Source organism: Acuticoccus sediminis (genome assembly GCF_003258595.1).
Lineage (GTDB): Bacteria > Pseudomonadota > Alphaproteobacteria > Rhizobiales > Amorphaceae > Acuticoccus > Acuticoccus sediminis.
The window spans coordinates 93,295-110,902 of the sequence record NZ_QHHQ01000005.1; the positions used below are offsets into that span (position 1 = coordinate 93,295).

Annotated in this window: 13 protein-coding genes; 3 read left to right on the plus strand and 10 right to left on the minus strand. The window is 70.7% G+C overall.

Features of this window, described 5'->3' with window-relative positions; genetic code table 11:
* Nucleotide 1: 1 nt before the first annotated feature.
* Together DLJ53_RS22045 and DLJ53_RS22050 are read right to left on the minus strand one after the other, a co-directional pair.
* Nucleotides 2–856 (minus strand): transketolase, encoded by an 855-nt coding sequence (locus DLJ53_RS22045; RefSeq protein WP_111349300.1) that lies wholly within the window; start codon nt 854–856, stop codon nt 2–4.
* A 177-nt stretch (nt 857–1,033) separates the two neighbouring features.
* Nucleotides 1,034–2,884, minus strand: coding sequence for an ABC transporter ATP-binding protein (locus DLJ53_RS22050; RefSeq protein ID WP_111349302.1), 1,851 nt, complete (start codon nt 2,882–2,884; stop codon nt 1,034–1,036).
* Nucleotides 2,885–3,193: 309 nt separating this feature from the next.
* Between DLJ53_RS22050 and DLJ53_RS22055 the strand changes: the two genes are divergently transcribed.
* Together DLJ53_RS22055 and DLJ53_RS22060 are read left to right on the plus strand one after the other, a co-directional pair.
* Nucleotides 3,194–4,192, plus strand: coding sequence for a M15 family metallopeptidase (locus DLJ53_RS22055; protein ID WP_146620062.1), 999 nt, complete (start codon nt 3,194–3,196; stop codon nt 4,190–4,192).
* 101 nt (nt 4,193–4,293) lie between these two features.
* Nucleotides 4,294–7,731, plus strand: a complete 3,438-nt coding sequence (locus DLJ53_RS22060) for an indolepyruvate ferredoxin oxidoreductase family protein (protein ID WP_244935133.1) — start codon at nt 4,294–4,296, stop codon at nt 7,729–7,731.
* A 141-nt stretch (nt 7,732–7,872) separates the two neighbouring features.
* Here the strand turns inward: DLJ53_RS22060 and DLJ53_RS22065 are convergent, their stop codons facing one another.
* Nucleotides 7,873–9,720 carry an ATP-binding protein gene (locus DLJ53_RS22065; RefSeq protein ID WP_146620063.1) on the minus strand — a complete coding sequence of 616 codons (1,848 nt, stop codon included), beginning with the start codon at nt 9,718–9,720 and terminating at the stop codon, nt 7,873–7,875.
* Between the two features lie 11 nt (nt 9,721–9,731).
* A complete protein-coding gene (locus DLJ53_RS22070) occupies nt 9,732–10,451 on the minus strand; it encodes a response regulator (protein WP_111349308.1) in 720 nt (239 codons plus the stop codon).
* Between the two features lie 183 nt (nt 10,452–10,634).
* Here DLJ53_RS22070 and DLJ53_RS22075 point away from each other — a divergent pair, with 183 nt between their 5' ends.
* Nucleotides 10,635–11,555: an EF-hand domain-containing protein gene (locus DLJ53_RS22075; RefSeq protein WP_111349310.1), complete on the plus strand. Its 921-nt coding sequence runs from the start codon at nt 10,635–10,637 to the stop codon at nt 11,553–11,555.
* Between the two features lie 154 nt (nt 11,556–11,709).
* Here DLJ53_RS22075 and DLJ53_RS22080 read toward each other — a convergent pair whose 3' ends face one another.
* The 6 genes from DLJ53_RS22080 to DLJ53_RS22105 form a co-directional block, all read right to left on the minus strand.
* Nucleotides 11,710–12,669, minus strand: a complete 960-nt coding sequence (locus DLJ53_RS22080) for a cyclase family protein (protein ID WP_111349312.1) — start codon at nt 12,667–12,669, stop codon at nt 11,710–11,712.
* A gap of 27 nt (nt 12,670–12,696) precedes the next feature.
* Complete coding sequence (locus tag DLJ53_RS22085; protein WP_111349314.1) at nt 12,697–13,374, minus strand: ABC transporter ATP-binding protein; 678 nt, start codon at nt 13,372–13,374, stop codon at nt 12,697–12,699.
* A complete protein-coding gene (locus DLJ53_RS22090; RefSeq protein WP_111349315.1) occupies nt 13,374–14,123 on the minus strand; it encodes an ABC transporter ATP-binding protein in 750 nt (249 codons plus the stop codon). Before DLJ53_RS22090 ends, DLJ53_RS22085 begins: the two co-directional genes overlap by 1 nt.
* Nucleotides 14,120–15,112 (minus strand): branched-chain amino acid ABC transporter permease, encoded by a 993-nt coding sequence (locus tag DLJ53_RS22095; protein WP_111349317.1) that lies wholly within the window; start codon nt 15,110–15,112, stop codon nt 14,120–14,122. Before DLJ53_RS22095 ends, DLJ53_RS22090 begins: the two co-directional genes overlap by 4 nt.
* Before the next feature lie 31 nt (nt 15,113–15,143).
* Entirely contained in the window at nt 15,144–16,049 is a 906-nt protein-coding gene (locus tag DLJ53_RS22100; RefSeq protein ID WP_111349319.1) for a branched-chain amino acid ABC transporter permease, read from the minus strand.
* Between the two features lie 122 nt (nt 16,050–16,171).
* Nucleotides 16,172–17,479, minus strand: a complete 1,308-nt coding sequence (locus DLJ53_RS22105; protein ID WP_111349320.1) for an ABC transporter substrate-binding protein — start codon at nt 17,477–17,479, stop codon at nt 16,172–16,174.
* Nucleotides 17,480–17,608: the final 129 nt, after the last annotated feature.

Here is a 17,608-nt window from a genome sequence, read left to right on the forward strand (position 1 = left end):
GTCACTGCGGGCCTCCCTCGTCGAGCACCGCGAGCGCCTTGGCCCATTCGTCGGCCTCGACGCGGACGAAGTGGGTGATGTCCCGTTTCTCGAGGAAGGGGACGCCCTTGCACATCCTGGTGTCGAAGACGATCACGCGCGGCTGCGGCGCCGAGAGCTCGCGCGCGGCATCGAAGGCGCGCACCACGGCGCCGAGGTCGTTGCCGTCGACGCGCTGGCAGTGCCAGCCGAACGCCTCCCACTTGGCGACCAGCGGCTCGGCGGAGTTCATCCGGGTGGACGGGCCGTCGGCCTGCTGGTTGTTGAAGTCGACGAGGCAGACGAGGTTGTCGAGCCGATGGTGCGCGGCCACCATCGCCGCCTCCCAGGTGGACCCCTCGCCGAGCTCCCCGTCGGACATGAGGTTGTAGACGAAGGCGGGGTTGGACTTGCGCTTCAGCCCCAGCGCCATCCCGACGGCGATGCCGAGCCCCTGTCCGAGCGAACCGCCGGTGATCTCCATGCCGGGCGTGTAGGACGCCATGCCCGACATCGGCATGCGGCTGTCGTCCATCCCGTAGGTCTCGAGCTCGTCGACGGGCAGGACGTCCGCCTCCATCAGCGCGGCGTAGAGGGCGATGGCGTAGTGTCCGATCGACAGAAGGAAGCGGTCCCGCCCCTCCCACTCCGGGTCTTCCGGCCGATATTCGAGGGCGTGGAAGTAGGCGACGGCCAGGACGTCGGCGATACCGAGCGCCTGGCCAATATAACCCTGTCCCTGGACTTCGCCCATCCGCAGCGAGTTGCGCCGGATGTTGTGGGCGCGCTGCTCGAGCGAGAGATTGGACATTGGAACGGGTCGCGACCCTAATCTCATCGCTTCCTCCGAATGACATGTTCTTTTGCGCGACCCTGCACTGCCGGGCCGGCGCTGTCATTTGCGAAAGATTAACGACTTGATTAGCGCAGCTTAACATTCATGCGCCGACCACCCTGCGGACGTCGCCCCACCGTCCGGGCGAGGGGGCGTCCGCCGCCCCCTCGGAGTGTCCGCCTACTCCGCCGGTTCCTCGACGATGTCGGCGGAGATGAAGCCGCCGGACTGGCGCGACCACAGCCGGGCGTAGAGCCCGCCGGCGGCGGCGAGGTCGGTATGGCGCCCCTCCTCCACCACGCGGCCCTTCTCCAGCACGACGAGGCGGTCGAGCGAGGCGATGGTCGACAGCCGGTGCGCGATCGCGATCACCGTCTTTCCTTCCATCAGCGCGAAGAGGCTCTCCTGGATGGCTGCCTCGACCTCGCTGTCCAGCGCGCTGGTCGCCTCGTCGAGCACCAGGATCGGGGCGTTCTTCAGGAACACGCGCGCGATGGCGATGCGCTGGCGCTGTCCGCCCGAGAGCTTCACGCCGCGCTCGCCGACGTAGGCGTCGAAGCCCGTGCGGCCCTGCGCGTCGGAGAGGCCCTCGATGAAGTCGAGCGCGTTGGCGCGGCGCGCGGCCTCGCGCAGGTCCGCCTCCGTCGCATCCGGCCGGCCGTAGACGATGTTGTCGCGGATCGAGCGGTGCAGCAGCGCCGGCTCCTGGCTGACGACGCCGATCGCCGCGCGCAGGGAATCCTGCGTCACGGCCGCGATGTCCTGCCCGTCGATCAGGATCCGCCCCGCCTCCAGGTCGTGCAGGCGCAGGAGGAGGTTCATCAGCGTCGTCTTGCCCGCGCCGGACGGACCGACGAGGCCGATCTTCTCGCCCGGCCGCACGGTCAGGTCGAGGTGGTCGATGACGCCCTTCGCCTTGCCATAGTGGAAACGGATCCCCTCGAAGCGGATCTCGCCGCGCGGCACCGTCAGGACCGGCGCGGCCGGGACGTCCGTCACCGTCGGCGAGCGCGACAGCATCCGCTGCCCGTCGACGATCGTGCCCACCGCCTCGAACAGCATCGTCATCTCCCACATCACCCAGTGGGAGAGGCCGTTGAGGCGCAGGACCAGCGTCACCGACACCGCCAGCGCGCCGAGCGAGATGCTGTCGACCGTCCAGAAGTAGATGCCGAGCGCGCCGATCGCGAACAGGAGCAGCGCGTTGAGCGCGTAGTTGAACACGTTGAAGCCGGTGATCAGCCGCATCTGGCGATGCACCGTGCCCAGGAACCCGTCCATCGCCTCGCGCGAATAGTCCCGCTCGCGGTCGGCGTGGGAGAACAGCTTGACGGTCTGGATGTTGGTGTAGGCGTCGACCACGCGGCCCGTCATCATAGAGCGCGCGTCGGCCTGCGCCTCGGACGCGCGGCCGAGCCGGGGGATGAACCACCACAGCATCACCGAGTAGATCGCCGCCCAGACGAGGAGCGGGATCATCAGCCGCCAGTCCGCCTGCGCCGCCACCACGACCATGCCGACGAAGAACGAGATGACGTAGGTGAAGACGTCGCAGACCCGCAGCGCCACGTCGCGCACGGCGATCGCGGTCTGCATCACCTTGGTGGCGATGCGGCCGGCGAACTCGTCCGCGTAGAACGACACCGGCATCCGCAGCAGGTGGCGGTGGCTGAGCCAGCGCACCAGCATCGTGTAGTTGCCCGCGAGCGTCTGGTGCAGCAGGACCGACTGGAGCGTGACGAGCGTCGGCAGGCCGATGAGGATCGCCGCCCCGACCAGCGCGAGCGTCGTCCCGTCCTCGGCCATCAGGCTGACCGGGTCGCGTGTCGCCAGCCAGTCGACCAGCGTGCCGAGAAAGCCGAACAGGAATGCCTCGCCGAGGCCGATGGCCGCCGACAGTACGCACATCATCGCGACCCAGGGCCACACATCGCGCGAGAAATGCCACATGAACGCGAGGAAGCGGTTCGGCGGGGTCTCGGTTGCGCGAGCGGGATAGGGGTCGACCAGGCGCTCAAAGAAACCAAGCATGGTGCCCTCCGTCGCAGGCATATAGAGGTGCCGACCCCGGATGTGAAATGAAGGTTTTTTGTCCGCCTTCGCCGACGTCTCGCGCGCCCGTGCCACCCGCCCTCACGGCACGCCGGCGGGCCCATAGCCCGGCGCAATATCCCCCGGCCGATCGGCGGACGGGCCTTTCGGCGCAAAGGCGAACCCCGTAACGTCGCGGCCATGGCTGAGTTTGACGATCCCCGCCGCGACCGGCGGACCATCCGGGCAATGCGGCGGGCGTCTCGCCGCGGTCTCGCGGCGCAGGCGGCCCCCCGTCCGGACCATCGTTTGCGGCGACGCCGTCTGGCAGGACTGGCCGCGGCAATCGGCCTCGCCCCGCTCCTCGCCGGCTTCTCCCCCGTCCCCGTGCCGTCGGGCGTCGCGCCCGTTTCCGGGATCACGGCCGCGCAGGCGCCGGTCCCCGCCGGCAAGCCGTCCGCGCCGCTCGGCGAGCGGGTACGGCCCGGGCAGACCGGCGGATCCTCGGACGACCAGCCCCGGCGCGGCTTCTTCGGCCTCTTCGGCGGCGGCCGGGACAACGCGCCGGCCAGCACCACGCCAGCCACCACGGCAGCGGCGACGGGCGGCGGCAGTGCCGACCAGCGGGCGCTCCTGAACGCCTATCCCGGCGCGTTCCGCATCGAGGGCAACGCGGTCGTCTTCCCGTCCGGCACGCGCGTCCCGTGGGACGACGGCCGGCGCAAGTCCGCGGCCGAGCTCCTCACCGACGGCGACGTCGAGGACATGTTCCACTACCCCTACCCGGCCGGAAGCTCCCGGCCCCCGGGCCGGGACGAGGACCCCGGGCGCGTGCGCAGCGACGCCTTCTTCAAGGCGCTCTACGGCGCGAGCGAAGGCGCGGTGCGGGCCAACCTGCGTGCCGTCCCCTGGGTTCCGAAGCTCGGCGGCGGGACGCTCCTCGTCACCACCCGGTTCGGGGTCGACGAGAAGCTGGAGGCCGTCTCGCGCGACCTGGAGCGCCTGCCTTCACGCTTCCACAAGTACCTCGTCCCGCCGGCGGGGACGTTCAACTGGCGCGCGATCGCCGGGACGAACCGTCTCAGCGTCCATTCGTACGGCGCCGCCATCGATATCAACACCAAATTTACCAACTATTGGCGTTGGGACGCCCAGCAGGCGGGCGGCACGATCCCCTACCGCAACCAAATTCCCGCCGAGATTGTCGCGGTGTTTGAGCAACATTGTTTCGTCTGGGGGGGGCGCTGGTATCACTATGATACAATGCACTTCGAATACAGACCCGAACTCTTACGCCATTGCCACTGAACGCTGATTTCGACAGCTGAACGAGACCACAATTGAATTGGACGAAGTTGATCACCGCCCCGCCAGGGCGTACCGTCCAGGACAAACAGGAGGGGTAGATTGTGACACGTTCGGTCTCGCTGGACGACAAGTACGACCTCTCGAAGGACCACGTCTTCCTCTCGGGAACCCAAGCCCTCGTCCGGCTCTGTCTCGCTCAGGTGGCGCGCGATGCCGCCAACGGCCATCGCACCGCCGGCTACGTCACGGGCTACCGCGGCTCCCCGCTCGGCGGCCTCGACCAGACCTTCGGCAAAGCCAAGAAGCTCCTCGGCGAGAACGTCGTCTTCCAGCCCGGCATCAACGAGGACCTCGCCGCCACCGCGATCTGGGGCAGCCAGCGTGCCGCCCTCGCGGGCGAGAACAAGTTCGATGGCGTCTTCGGCCTCTGGTACGGCAAGGGCCCCGGCGTCGACCGTTCGGGCGACGTCTTCCGCCACGCCAACCTCTCCGGCACGGCCCCCCTCGGCGGCGTCCTCGCCCTGATGGGCGACGACCACACCTGCGAGAGTTCCACGACCGCCCACCAGTCCGAATTCGGCATGATCAACACGCTCATGCCGATCCTGTCGCCCGCCGGCGTGCAGGACATCGTCGACTACGGGCTCCTCGGCATCGCGATGAGCCGCTTCTCCGGCCTCTGGATGGGCTTCAAGCTCGTCAAGGACACCGTTGAGTCGACCGCCTCCATCGACGGGCGGACCGACCGGCTGCAGATCGTGACGCCCGACTTCCTCTTCGCCGAGAACCCCAACATCCAGCCCGGCTTCGACGCGCTCGCCGAGGAGGCCCGCCTCCACGACGTGAAGCTTCCGGCCGCGAGGGTCTTCGCCCGCGCCAACCGCATCAACCCGATCGTGATGCGCGGCGGTCCGTCGGCCCGCATCGGCCTCGTCGGCACCGGCAAGAGCTGGCTCGACCTCCTGGAGGCGCTCGCCGCCCTCGGGATCGACGAGGTGGCCGCCGCCAACCTCGGCATCCGCGTCATGAAGGTCGGGATGCCCTGGCCGATCCCGCGCGAGGATGTCACCGACTTCGCCGAGGGCCTCGAGAAGATCATCGTCGTCGAGGAGAAGCGCGGCCTGATCGAGCCGCAGATGAAGGATATCCTCTACGGCACCGCCAACGCCCCGGCGATCGTCGGCAAGGAGGACGAGCTCGGCCACCAGCTCTTCCGTGCCCCCGCCGCGCTCGACGCCAACCACGTCGCGCGCGAGATCGGCCGCCGCCTCGCCGCGATGGGCGCCGATCAGGTGCAGGCCCCGCTCGCCGAGCTCGAAGCGCTCGCGAGCCGCATGAAGGCCACCACCAACATCACCGAGCGCAAGCCCTACTTCTGCGCCGGCTGCCCGCACTCGTCGTCGACCGTGGTGCCGGAAGGCTCGAAGGCGGGCGCCGGCATCGGCTGCCACTTCATGGCGATCTGGATGGACCGCAACACCTTCGGCTTCACCCAGATGGGCGGCGAAGGTGCGCAGTGGGTTGGCGAGGCCCCCTTCTCCACCCGCCCCCACATGTTCCAGAACCTCGGTGACGGGACGTACAACCACTCCGGCTCGCTGGCGATCCGCTCGGCCGTCGCCGCCGGCACCAACATCACCTACAAGATCCTCTTCAACGACGCGGTGGCGATGACCGGCGGTCAGACCCACGACGGCGGGCACCTCACCCCGGCGGTCATCGCCGCGCAGGTCCGCGCCGAGGGCGTCAAGGAAGTCGCCATCGTCACCGACGAGCCGGAGAAGTACGGCCGCGTCACCCTGCACGACGTCACGGTCGACCACCGCGACGACATCATGGACGTGCAGAAGCGCCTCGCGGCGACGCCGGGCGTCACGGTGATGATCTACGACCAGACGTGCGCGTCCGAGAAGCGCCGCCGCCGCAAGCGCGGCGCCTTCCCCGATCCGGACAAGCGCGTCGTCATCAACGAGCGCGTCTGCGAGGGCTGCGGCGACTGCGGCGTGCAGTCCAACTGCGTGGCGATCCAGCCGGTGGAGACCGCGTTCGGCCGCAAGCGGCAGATCGACCAGTCCACCTGCAACAAGGACTTCTCCTGCCTGAAGGGCTTCTGCCCCTCGTTCGTCACCGTCCACGGCGCGAAGCTGAAGGCGACCACCGTCCCCGACATGCCTGAGGACCTGCCCGAGCCGGTGCGGCCCGAACTGACAGGGCCGATGGGCGTCCTCGTCACCGGCGTCGGCGGCACCGGCGTCGTCACCGTCGGCGCTGTCATCGGCATGGCCGCGCACATCGAGGGTCTCGGCGCGGGCGTCATCGACATGGCCGGCCTCGCCCAGAAGGGCGGAGCAGTGCTCTCGCACATCAAGATCGCGCCGAAGCCGGAGGACGTGACCACGATCCGCGTCGGCCCGGGCGACGCGCAGGCCGTGCTGGGCTGCGACATCGCCGTCGCGGGCTCGGCCAAGGTGCTGGCCGCGATCGGCGACAACGCCAAGGTCGTCGTCAACACGCACGAGCAGTTCCCGGGCGACTTCACCCGGAACATCGACTTCTCGCTCCCCGCGCGGCGGATCGTCCAGGCGCTAGAGGCGCGCGCCGACACGGTCTCCTTCAACGCCACGAAGGCCGCCACCACGCTCTTCAGCGACGCCATCGCCTCCAACATGATGGTGATGGGCGCGGCCTATCAGTCGGGCGCCCTGCCCCTGTCGGCCGCCTCGCTGGAGGAGGCGATCCGCCTCAACGGCGCCGCGGTGGCGATGAACCTCGCCGCCTTCCGCGCCGGGCGCCTGTCCGTCGCCGACCCGGCGCGCTTCCAGGGGATGCTGGACGCCGCCGCCGGCACGCCGCTGCCGCACCGTCAGCTCCCGGCCAACGCCGCCGAGCGCGTGGCCAAGAACGTCGCGAGCCTGACCGAGTACCAGGACGCGGCCTACGCCCGCCGCTTCGAGAGCCGCATCGAGGCGGTCCGCGCGGCGGCGACGAAGGCCGGCATCGACGGCGAGCGCCTCGTCGATACCGTGGCCCGCGAGCTCTACAAGATGATGGCGATCAAGGACGAGTACGAAGTCGCCCGCCTCTTCGTGGACGGCGGCTTCGCCGAGCAGCTCAAGTCTCAGTTCGCCGAGTACAAGAGCCTCGAGTTCCACATGGCGCCGCCGATCATGTCGCAGACGGACCACCGCACCGGCCGGCCCGCCAAGCGCAGCTTCGGCCCGCGCATGCTGAAGCTCCTGCCGCACCTCGCCAGGTGGCGCCGTCACCGCGGCACCTGGCTCGACATCTTCGGGCGCAACGCCGAGCGCCGCGAGGAGCGGGCCATGCTCGCCCGCTACGAGGCGACCGTCGACCACATCGTCAAGACTCTCAGCCCCGAGCGGGCGGACGCCGCCGTCGCGCTCGCCGGGTGGGTCGAGCCGATCAAGGGCTACGGCCCCGTGCGTGCCGAGAACGTCAAGAAGGCCCTCGCGCGCCTCCCCGAGTTGGAGGCGGCCTACAACGACGCCCCCAGCACCACCCGCCAGGCGGCGGAGTAAGCGTCCCCCTCTCCCGGCCCCGCCGGGAGAGGATCTTCGCCCCGGCCGACCCGGCCGCCGGCGACCGTCGCGCGACCAGGCCCGGCATCGACGGACCTATTTCCCCCGGACATCACCGAGGCCGCCCCTCCCGGCCCGCCGTCAGGCGACGCCGCCCATCCGGGCGGCGCGGACGCGCTCGCGGCGGCGGGAGGCGGCGAGCGCACGACGCGCGCTCTCCCCGGCCTGCCCGCCCGGGTTGGCCGGCGCCGGCCCGAACACCGGACCGCGGCGCGGCCTGCCGGAGACCAGCCCACCCGGGCGGCCGCGCCGCAGCGGATCGCGCGGCAGGACGATCGTGACGCGAAGCCCGCCTTCCGGCCGGTTCTCCAATGTCAGCGTCCCCCCGTGGGCGCGGATGATCGTGCGCGCGATGGAGAGCCCGAGTCCCGCACCGCCGGTCTCGGAACTGCGCGACGGGTCGAGGCGGACGAACGGCTCCAGCACCTCCGCAAGCCGTTCCTCGGGGATGCCGGGACCGTCGTCGTCCAGCACCACCGTCGTCGCCGCGGCCCGGTCGACGAGCCGGATCCGCCCGCCACCGGCGTACCGCCGCGCGTTCTCGGCAAGGTTCGCGAAGGCGCGCGACAGGGCGACCGGGCGCCCCTCAACCATAAGGCTGTCCGGCCCCTCGTAGCGGATCCCGCCGACGGCCTGATCCTTCAGGAGGGCGGCGAGGTCGACGAGCGTGCGCGCCTCGTGCTCGGCCTCGGCCCGGCCGTAGGCGAGCAGGCCCTCGGCCATCACGCGCATCTCGTCGAGGGTGCGCACCATCGCGTCGCGCTCCTCGTCGTCCAGCATCTCGGCGCGGATGCGCAGCGAGGTGATCGGGGTGCGCAGATCGTGCCCCACCGCCGCGATGGTGCGGGCCCGCTCGGCGTCGAACTGGGCGATCCGGCCCTGCATGGCGTTGAACGCTTCGGCGGCGCGGCGGACCTCGGCGGGTCCGGCCACCGCGGCCGTCGCGCTGCGGTCGCCCTCGCCGGCCCGCTCGGCGGCCGCCGCGAGGGAGCGGATCGGCCGGGTCAGGCGCCGCGTGAAGGTGATGCCGACCCCGAGGACGAAGAGCAGCGAGAAGCCGAGCGTCATCATCACCGCGCGCCCGTCGACCGGCGGTCCGCGATCGACCAGCGGCAGCTCCGCGTTGAGCCACATCCCGTCACCGAACGGAATCGAAGCGACGATCGACGGCGGCCGGTGCCGGCCGGGTCCGTCGCCTGCGCCGCGCCCATCGCGGTGATGCCCGCCGTGGCGCTCAGCGTGGCGCGAGCCGCGCCCGCCCTCTCCGCGCTCCTCGTCCCGCCCATCGGCGCGCCGCGCGTCCTCGGCGCGCCGCCCCTCGCGGACCCCGCGCACGTCGGCGCCGCCGGTCTGCCCGGTTGGCGCCTCATCCTCGGCCGGCGCGGCGGCCTCCTCGACCGGTGCAGCACCGTCCGCGGGCGGCGCGTCCGACCGGTCCCACCAGGGCGGAGCCGGCGGGCCCGGTTCGCGCGGGACGGTGGCCGCCCCCTCCTCGCGGCGCCACGGGCGCTGCATCCGCGGCAGCACCGGCGGCTCGTCCGCCGCGACGCGCACCGGCGCCTCGAAGCCGGCCTCCACCAGCTCCTTGCGCAGTCGCGAGGCCACGGCGCGGGCGGTCAGACTGTCGAAGTCCTCCTCGAGGATCGGCGTGTCGGCGACGTTGAGGTGCAGGAAGGGCGACGACGTCGTCGCCGCGATGCCGGCCCGCAGGTGCGGCGGGACCTGTTCCATCACCGCCGCGATGCCGGCGAGACGCTCGATCTGCGCCCCGCGCCGCACCTCGCGCGCGACGCGCGCCCGCTCCGAGCCGACCACCAGCAGCGCGACGACGTTCGCCACCAGCAGGGCCACGACGAGAAGCAGCGCGAACTGCGCGGTGACGGTGCGTGGCACCAGAGCCGCGCCGAACCGCGTCAACGCACGCGTCACACCGGTGCCCACTACGCGACGTCCACGACGTCCGCGGCGAGGCGATAGCCGCCGCCCCACTCGGTCACGATGATCGTCGCGCGCCGGGCGTCCGGCTCGATCTTGCGGCGCAGCCGGCTGACCTGATTGTCGATCGCCCTGTCGTAGGGCTTGGCCTCGCGGCCCTGGGTGAGGTCGAGGAGTTGGTCCCGACCGAGCACCTGCCCGGGCCGGTCGAGCAGCACGATGAGGAGGCGGTTCTCCGCCGTCGTCAGGGTGATCTCCCGCCCGTCCTCGGCGAGCAGCGTGCCGGTCGCCGGGTCATGGACGAACCCCGCGAAGGCGCGGCGGCCGGACGGCACCGGGTCGCGTGTCGGCGGCACGCGGCGCAGGATTGCCCGCACGCGCGCCAGAAGCTCGCGCGGGTTGAACGGCTTCACCACATAGTCGTCGGCGCCGATCTCGAGCCCCACGATCCGGTCCGCGTCGTCGGCCATCGCCGTCAGAAGGATGACCGGCGGCCCGCCCGACGACCTCAGCCAGCGGCACAGGGAGAGCCCGTCCTCTCCCGGCATCATCACGTCCAGCACCACGAGATCGATGGAGCCGTTGCAGATCGCCGTCCGCGCGGCGGACGCGTCCGCCGCGAGCGTCACACGGTGGCCGTGCTTGCGAAGGTAGGCGCCGAGCGGCTCGCGGATGTCGCGCGCGTCGTCGACGACCAGGATATGGGGCTCATAAGTCTCGTCCATGGCGAAACAGATAACCTGCCGATCTCGCCCGCGCGGGGAGAACTTTGTCGCCATTTGTAACAGCCCGCACGGCACGACAGACCCCGCGACAAACACGGTCCTGCACCGACACACATTCGCGAACCGGAGGCACTAGCTGTGGGTGGAAGGCGAACGACGCCTCACAGTCTACAGGAGCCACAGATGAGAAACGTGATCCTTGCCGCCCTGCTCACCGGCAGCATGCTGACGGCCGCCGGCGCGGGTGCCGCGTTTGCCGCGGGTCCCGACAGCCCGGTCAAGGCCCAGGCCGGCGTGACCAACGCCCAGTTCGAGGGCAAGGGCTTCGGACCGCACGGCGGGCGGCACTTCGGTCGCGGCGGCCCGGGTGGTCCCGGCGGCCCGCGCGGTCCGATGATGATGATGGAGATCATGCGCCAGGCCGACGCCAACGGCGACGGCAAGATCACCCAGGAGGAGATCGACGTCTTCGTCCAGTCGAAGGTGGAGCTCGGCGATACCGACGGCGACGGGGAGATCACCCTCGACGAGTTCAAGACGATCTATCTCGACCTCATGAACCGCATGATCGTCGACCGCTTCCAGTCGCTCGACGAGGACGGCGACGGCAAGATCTCCGAGGCCGAGCGCGCCGAGAAGTTCGGCGGCGTGGTCGAGCGGTTCGACCGCAACGGCGACGGCTCGCTGTCACGTGAGGACGGCCCGCGCGGCCGGCACGGCATGCACGGCCGTCACGGCATGCGCGGCGAGCGGGGTGAACGCGGCGAGCGCGGCGAGCGCGGCGAATTCCACCATGGCCCGCGCGGCCACCATGGCAAGCGTGACCAGTGCGGCCCCGGCGGCCCCCGCGGCGACCGGGACGGCATGCGCGGCCATCACGGCGGCTGGGACGGCCCCCGCGGCCCGCGTGGCGACTGGGACGGTCCGCGTGGCCACCGCGGCGACTGGGACGGCCCGCGCGGCCCGCGCGGTGACGGTCCCCGCGGTCCTCGTGCCGACTGGGACGGCCCGCGTGGCGAGCGCCCCGAGATGCCGGCGCCTGACGCTCCGGCCACCGACGCGCCCGACGCACCCGCTGCCGACGCTCCGGCTGCCGCCGACTGAGGCCTGACACCTCGCGCCTCAGGACGGACCGACCGTCCGGCGCGATAGCGCGGCGCCCTCCCGCAGGGGCGCCGCATCGCTCAGCCGATCCGAGCCGAGCGGTGCCGATCTTGTCTTGCGTCCTGCACCGCTCGCGCTCGCTGCGGTGGAGCGATCAGTACAGCGCGATCGGATCGATGATCGCCTGGACGGCACCGCGCAGACGCGAGGGGCCGAGCACGAACATGAACTCCGAGACGTCGTCCTCGATGAGCGGCCCGGTGTTCATCACCTCCAGGATGTAGATCCCGTTCTCCTTCAGGAGCGTGATGTGGCCCTGGAACGGACGGCCGGGGTTCTGCGGCGGGACGACGTCGACGCCCCACGTGTCGGCGCCGACCGCCAGAACGCCGAGCTCGGCCATGTATTCGGCGACGTCCTCGGCCATGCCCGGCTCGCCCGAGCCCCAGGCCTTCGGGTCGGACGGCAGGACGTGGTCGGTCCAGCCGGTGTGGAAGAGCACCACATCGCCCTCGCCAAGCGTGACGCCCTGCGCCTCGGCCTGCGCCTTCACGTCGTCGGCGGTGAAGTACTCGCCGGCGTCGAGGTGCTCCTTGCCGGCGTGCGCGGCCATGTCGAGCACCACGCCGCGCGCGACCAGCGGCGGCACCTTCTCGAGACCGAGCTTGGTCATGCCGGTGACCTGCGAGATCTCGGCCGCCTCGTTGCAGTTGTAGAAGTAGCTGCCGTCCTCGTTGTGCAGGCCGCCGTGCGCCAGCGTGTCGAGCTGCGAGCCGATGCCGAGCCAGCCGGTGAAAATGTCGTCGTTGTAGATGAAGCCGTTCGGGAACGGCATCTCGCCCCACTGCTGGCCGGGCTGCAGGATCGTAACCGACAGGTTGCGCGCCCCGAAGGCGGGGATGGTCTTGTCGATGATGATGCCGAGGTGCTGGGTCTTGCCCTGCTTGACGAGCGCGGCGGCGGCCTTCACGCGCTCCGGCGTGATGGTGTTGGCCGCGCCGATCTCGTCGTCCGGTCCCCATTTGGAGGGCGTGCACTCGGCGAGCGCCGTCCCGCCCATCGCGACCGCCAGCAGCGCGGCGAGACCGGCCGTCTTCCATGTGTGAGTCGTCATCGGTTTCCTCCTTTGTCTGGGACGCCGTCAGCGCCCTGGATCCGCCAGCACCGGCGCGGTCTCGATTTCGCCGCGCTCGATGCCGATGGTTCGGTCGGCAAAGCTCTTCAGCAGTGCCGGATTGGATTCGGTGATGAGGAGCGAGAGGGACGGGTCCGCCGCCTGCAGCGCCCGCAGCGCCTCGCCGTAGCGCTGGGCGAGCACCGGGGCGAGGCCCTGGAACGGCTCGTCGAGCAGGACGAGGCGCGTGCCGATCATCAGCGCGCGGCCGAGCGCCACCATCTTGCCCTGCCCGCCGGAGACCGAGCCGGCCGGCCGCCCCGCCATCTCCTTCAACTCCGGCAGGATCGCGTAGACCCGCTCCAGCCGCCGGTCCCGTTCGGCCGGGTCGAGCCGCGCCACGCGTGCCGGCAGGAGGATGTTCTCCTTCACCGTAAAGGCCGAGAAGAGCCGCCGGTCCTCCGGCGCCCAGCCGATACCGAGCCCCGGCCGCTCGTGCGCCGGCACCGTCTCGATCGCCCGGCCGCCGAGACGGATCGTGCCGGTGGAGGCGACCGCCCCCATGATGGCGCGCAGGGTGGTGGTCTTGCCGGCCCCGTTGCGGCCGACATAGGCGACCGTCTCCCCCTCGCCGACGGAGAACGTCACGCCGCGCAGGATCGGGATGCCGGCGATCGCGACGGAGAGATCCTGGAGCTCGAGCATCAGGCCGTCCCGATCACGGTGCGGATGACTTCGGGGTCGGCGAGGACCTCGGCAGGCGGCCCGTCGCGCTGGATCTGGCCGGAGGACCACACCGCGACACGCGTCGCGTAACGCGTCACCATCTCCATGTCGTGCTCGACGAAGACGGACGTGACGCCCCGCGCCTCGAGCGCCCGGATGAGCGTTTCCATGACGGCGAACTTCTCCGACGAGGCGACGCCGGAGGTCGGCTCGTCCATCAGCAGGAGCTCCGGCTCCAGCGCGAGCGCGAGGGCGATGTCGACCAGCTTGCGCTTGCCCTCGGGCAGCTCGTGCGCCTCCCGGTCGGCGACGTCCGCGCAGTCGATCAGCGCCAGCAGCGCGTCCGCCTTGTCGCGCTCCGGCGTCGCCAGCAGCCGCGTGAAGGGGGCGATGCGGCCGGCGCGGGCGGCGGCGGCGATGGCGACGTTCTCGCGCACGGTCTGCTGGGCGAAGAGCTGCGGGATCTGGAACGCGCGCGCGATGCCGAGCCGGGTGATGGCACGCGGGCTCTTGCCGATCAGCTCGCGGCCGCGATAGCGCACCGACCCCGCGCGCGGCTTCAGGTAGCCGGTGCAGATGTTGAGGAAGGTGGTCTTCCCCGCCCCGTTCGGGCCGATGATGGCGATGTGCTCGCCCTCGGCGATCGTGAGGCCGATCCCGTCCGCGGCGACGACGCCGCCGAAGCGGATCTCGAGGCCCGAGGCCTCCAGCAGCATGGCCCCGCTCATACCCGCTCCATCGCGTTGCGCTCCGACCGGCCCCGCTCGCCAGCCGCGCCGGCGCGGCCCCGCCCCGGCCGCCGGCCGAGGCGCTGGACAAGGCCGATCAGCCCGTCCGGCTGGAAGAGGATGATGACGAGGAGGACGACGCCGAGCGTCATCTGCCAGTAGTCGCCGACGTAGGCCGCCGCGAAGGAGCGGATGAACTCGAACGCGAAGGAGCCGACCAGCGCGCCGAGGACGTTCCCCGCTCCGCCCAGGATCGCGACGAACACCATCTCGCCCGAGCGCGTCCAGTAGGCGTAGTCAGGCGTCGCGAGGCCCTGGAAGACGGCGACGAGCGCGCCGCCGAGCCCGGCCAGCATCGCCGAGATTACGTAGAAGGCGAGCAGCGTGCGGCGCGGCGACACGCCGAGGTACTCCACCCGCGTCTCGTTCGTCTTGATCGCCTTCAGGGTGTGGCCGATCGGGCTGTCGAGCAGGCGGTGCACCGCCGCGAGCGCCGCCGCCAGCAGCGCCAGCGAAACGCCGTAGAGGACGAGCTCGAACTCGGCCCGGTCCATGGCGAGGCCGAGAACGGTGGGCCGGGCGACGCGCAGGCCGTCGGTCCCGCCGGTGATGTGAAAGAACTTCTCGAGGAGCGAGTAGAGCACCATCGAGAAGGCGAGGTTCAGCATCGCGAAAAAGATGTAGCGGTAGCGCACCACGAAGACGCCGACCGCCAGACCGGCCACCCCCGCCGCCAGGGTCGCGAGCGGCAGGAGCAGCACGAGGTCCACCGCGCCGACGTCGCGCAGGACGAAGCCCATCGTGTAGGCGCCGACCGCGAAGAAGAGCGCGTGGCCGAACGACACCTGCCCCGCCTGAAGCAGCAGGATGATGCCCAGCACTGGCAGCGCCTTGGCGAACACGATCGTCAGCAGCGGCACGTAGGAGGTGCCGACGAACGGGTACACGGCGAGCGCGGCCAGGATGGCGGGGAAGAGGATGCGCATCATGACGGGGTGCGGTCCGCTCGGGTGTGGCGCATCAGATCTTCCGTGCGGCGGTACGGCCGAAGAGGCCTTCGGGGCGGACGAGGAGCACCAGGACCATGATGAGGTAGGGCATCACGACCTCGAACTCGGGCGCGTAGAAGACCGCAAACGACCGGCCGAGGCCGATGAGGAGCGCGGCCAGCGCCGCCCCCTCGATCTGCCCGAGCCCCGCCGTGGCGGCGACCGCGAAGGACAGGACGATCATGTCCGGCCCGATGCCCGGCAGCACCGAGGTGGTCGGCGAGGCGAGCGCGCCGCCGAGCGCCGCCAGCGTGGCGCCGATGACGAAGGTCACCAGGAAGGCGCGGCGCGCGTTGATGCCGACCGCCATCGCCGCCTCGCGGTCCTCGGTGACGGCGACGATCACCGAGCCCGCCAGCGTGTGGCGCAGGAAGAAGCGCAGGCCGAGGAGCACGCAGAGCGCAATCGCCGGCAGGAACAGCGTCTGGTAGGCCGTATAGGTCACGCCGCCGACGGAGACGTTGCCGAGCGCCTGCAGCGGGCCGGAATAGAAGTAGGGCTGCACGCCCCAGATCACGCGCTGCAGGTTCTCCAGGATCATGAAGATCGCGAACGTGACGAGGAGTTGCAGCGCCTGCTCGTTGTCGTAGATGCGCCGCAGCAGGAAGCGCTCCATCAGCCCGCCCACGACGACGCCGATGACGACCGCCGTGACGAGATAGACCGGCAGCGCCAGCCACCCCGGCATCCCCCGCGTCGCGAGCCACGCGGCGAGGCTGACGGCGGCATACGCCCCCAGCGCGTAGAAGCTGCCGTGCGCGACGTTGAGGATGCGCATCACGCCGAACACGAGCGTCAGCCCGACGGCGACGAGGAAGACGAGCGCCCCGTACGCGATCCCATCGAAGAGGACGAGGAGGAGAAGTTGCGTGTTCACGCGCGACCTTTGCGGGCGAGAGGTGCCGCCCGGCGCGGCCGCCGGGCCATCGGACACCGGCGCGGGGCCGGACGGATCACGAGGTCCGGCGGCCGAGCACGGGGCCGGGCCGCCGCCTCGGCTCAGTCGCCGTAGGTGTAGGCGTCGAACTTCGTGTCGAGGAAACTCTGGTCGAGCCCGCCGATCCACTCCACCGACTCGGTGCCGACGGGAGGCATGATGTCCTCGGCGGCGTAGATGCGCATGTTGTCGATGATGGGGAAGTCGTACTCGCCGACGGTGCGGGCGGTGCCGATGAGCTGGTCCTCGAGGCCCTGGTGGTCCTCACGCAGCGTCACCTCGCGGCCGAGGCCGGTGAACGACAGCCCGTTCATGGCCTCGATCACCTGGTCCTCGTCGGGCCACTCGCCGCCGTTCGCCTCGATCGCCTTGGCATAGGCGCCCTCTAGGGCGGCGAAAGCCTGGGCCATGTGGAAGGCCGGATAGATCGGGTAGTCGCCCGTCGCGTCCTGGAACTCGGCGACGAACGCCTTGAACTTGTCGGTGTCCTTCGTCTCCGGATGGAGGAAGTAGTGGTCGCCGCGGCCACCGACGATCGCCCCGTCGGGGAGTGCGCCGCCCAGCCGCTGCAACGACGATTCCGCCAGCGGCAGGACGAACGTGGACGACTGCGTCAGTCCGCGCTGGCTCGCCTGGCGCACGAACGTCTCGAGGTCGCCGCCCCAGGAGGTGGAGAGGATGACGTCGGGCCGAAGCGCCTGGAGGCGGGAGATCTCGGCCGAGTAGTCGGGCGCGCCGAAGCGGGGGAAGAGCTCGGCAACGACCTTCACGTCGGGCTTCAGCGCCTTGAGTGCGCTGGAGAAGAGGTTCCAGCTATCGCGGCCCCAGGCGTAGTCCTGGTTGACGACGGCGATGGTGGAGAAGTCGGGCTTGGTCTGAAGGAGGTAGAGGAGCGCCGCCATCATCTCGGGCGTGGCGTTGCCCTGGGTGCGGAAGTTGTACTTGTAGTCCTCCTCCTCGAAGATCCGCTGGGTGCCGCAGTCCCAGAGGATGTTGATGACCTCGAGGTCCTCCGCCAGCGGCGCGAGGTTGAGGCAGTTGCCCGACGAGATCGCCGCCATCATGACGTCGACCTTCTCGTCCTGCACCAGGCGGCGGAACTCGCTGGCGAGCGTCTCGCCGCCCGCGCCCTCGTCGGTGAAGAAGAGCTCGACGGGCACTCCGCCGATGCCGCCGCGGTCGTTGAGGTCCTTGGCGAGGATCTCCGCGGCCGCCCGCCCCGGCACGCCGAAGACCGACGCCGGTCCGGACAGGAACGTGGTGATGCCGACCTTCACCTTGTCGGGCTTGTCGGCGGCGATCGCGTCCGAGGTGATGGCGCCGGAGGCCACCACGAGGGCCGCCGTCGCAGCGGCAATGGCTTTCAACATCCGTGTCTCCTTCCCTCGCGCGGGCCTCTGTGGGCCCTTCGCGGCGCGACAGTGGCGCCTATTAACCAGCTTGTCTACGGCCAACGCGCTATTGTTCGACCCATTCGGTGATTTTCGGTCGAAAAATTA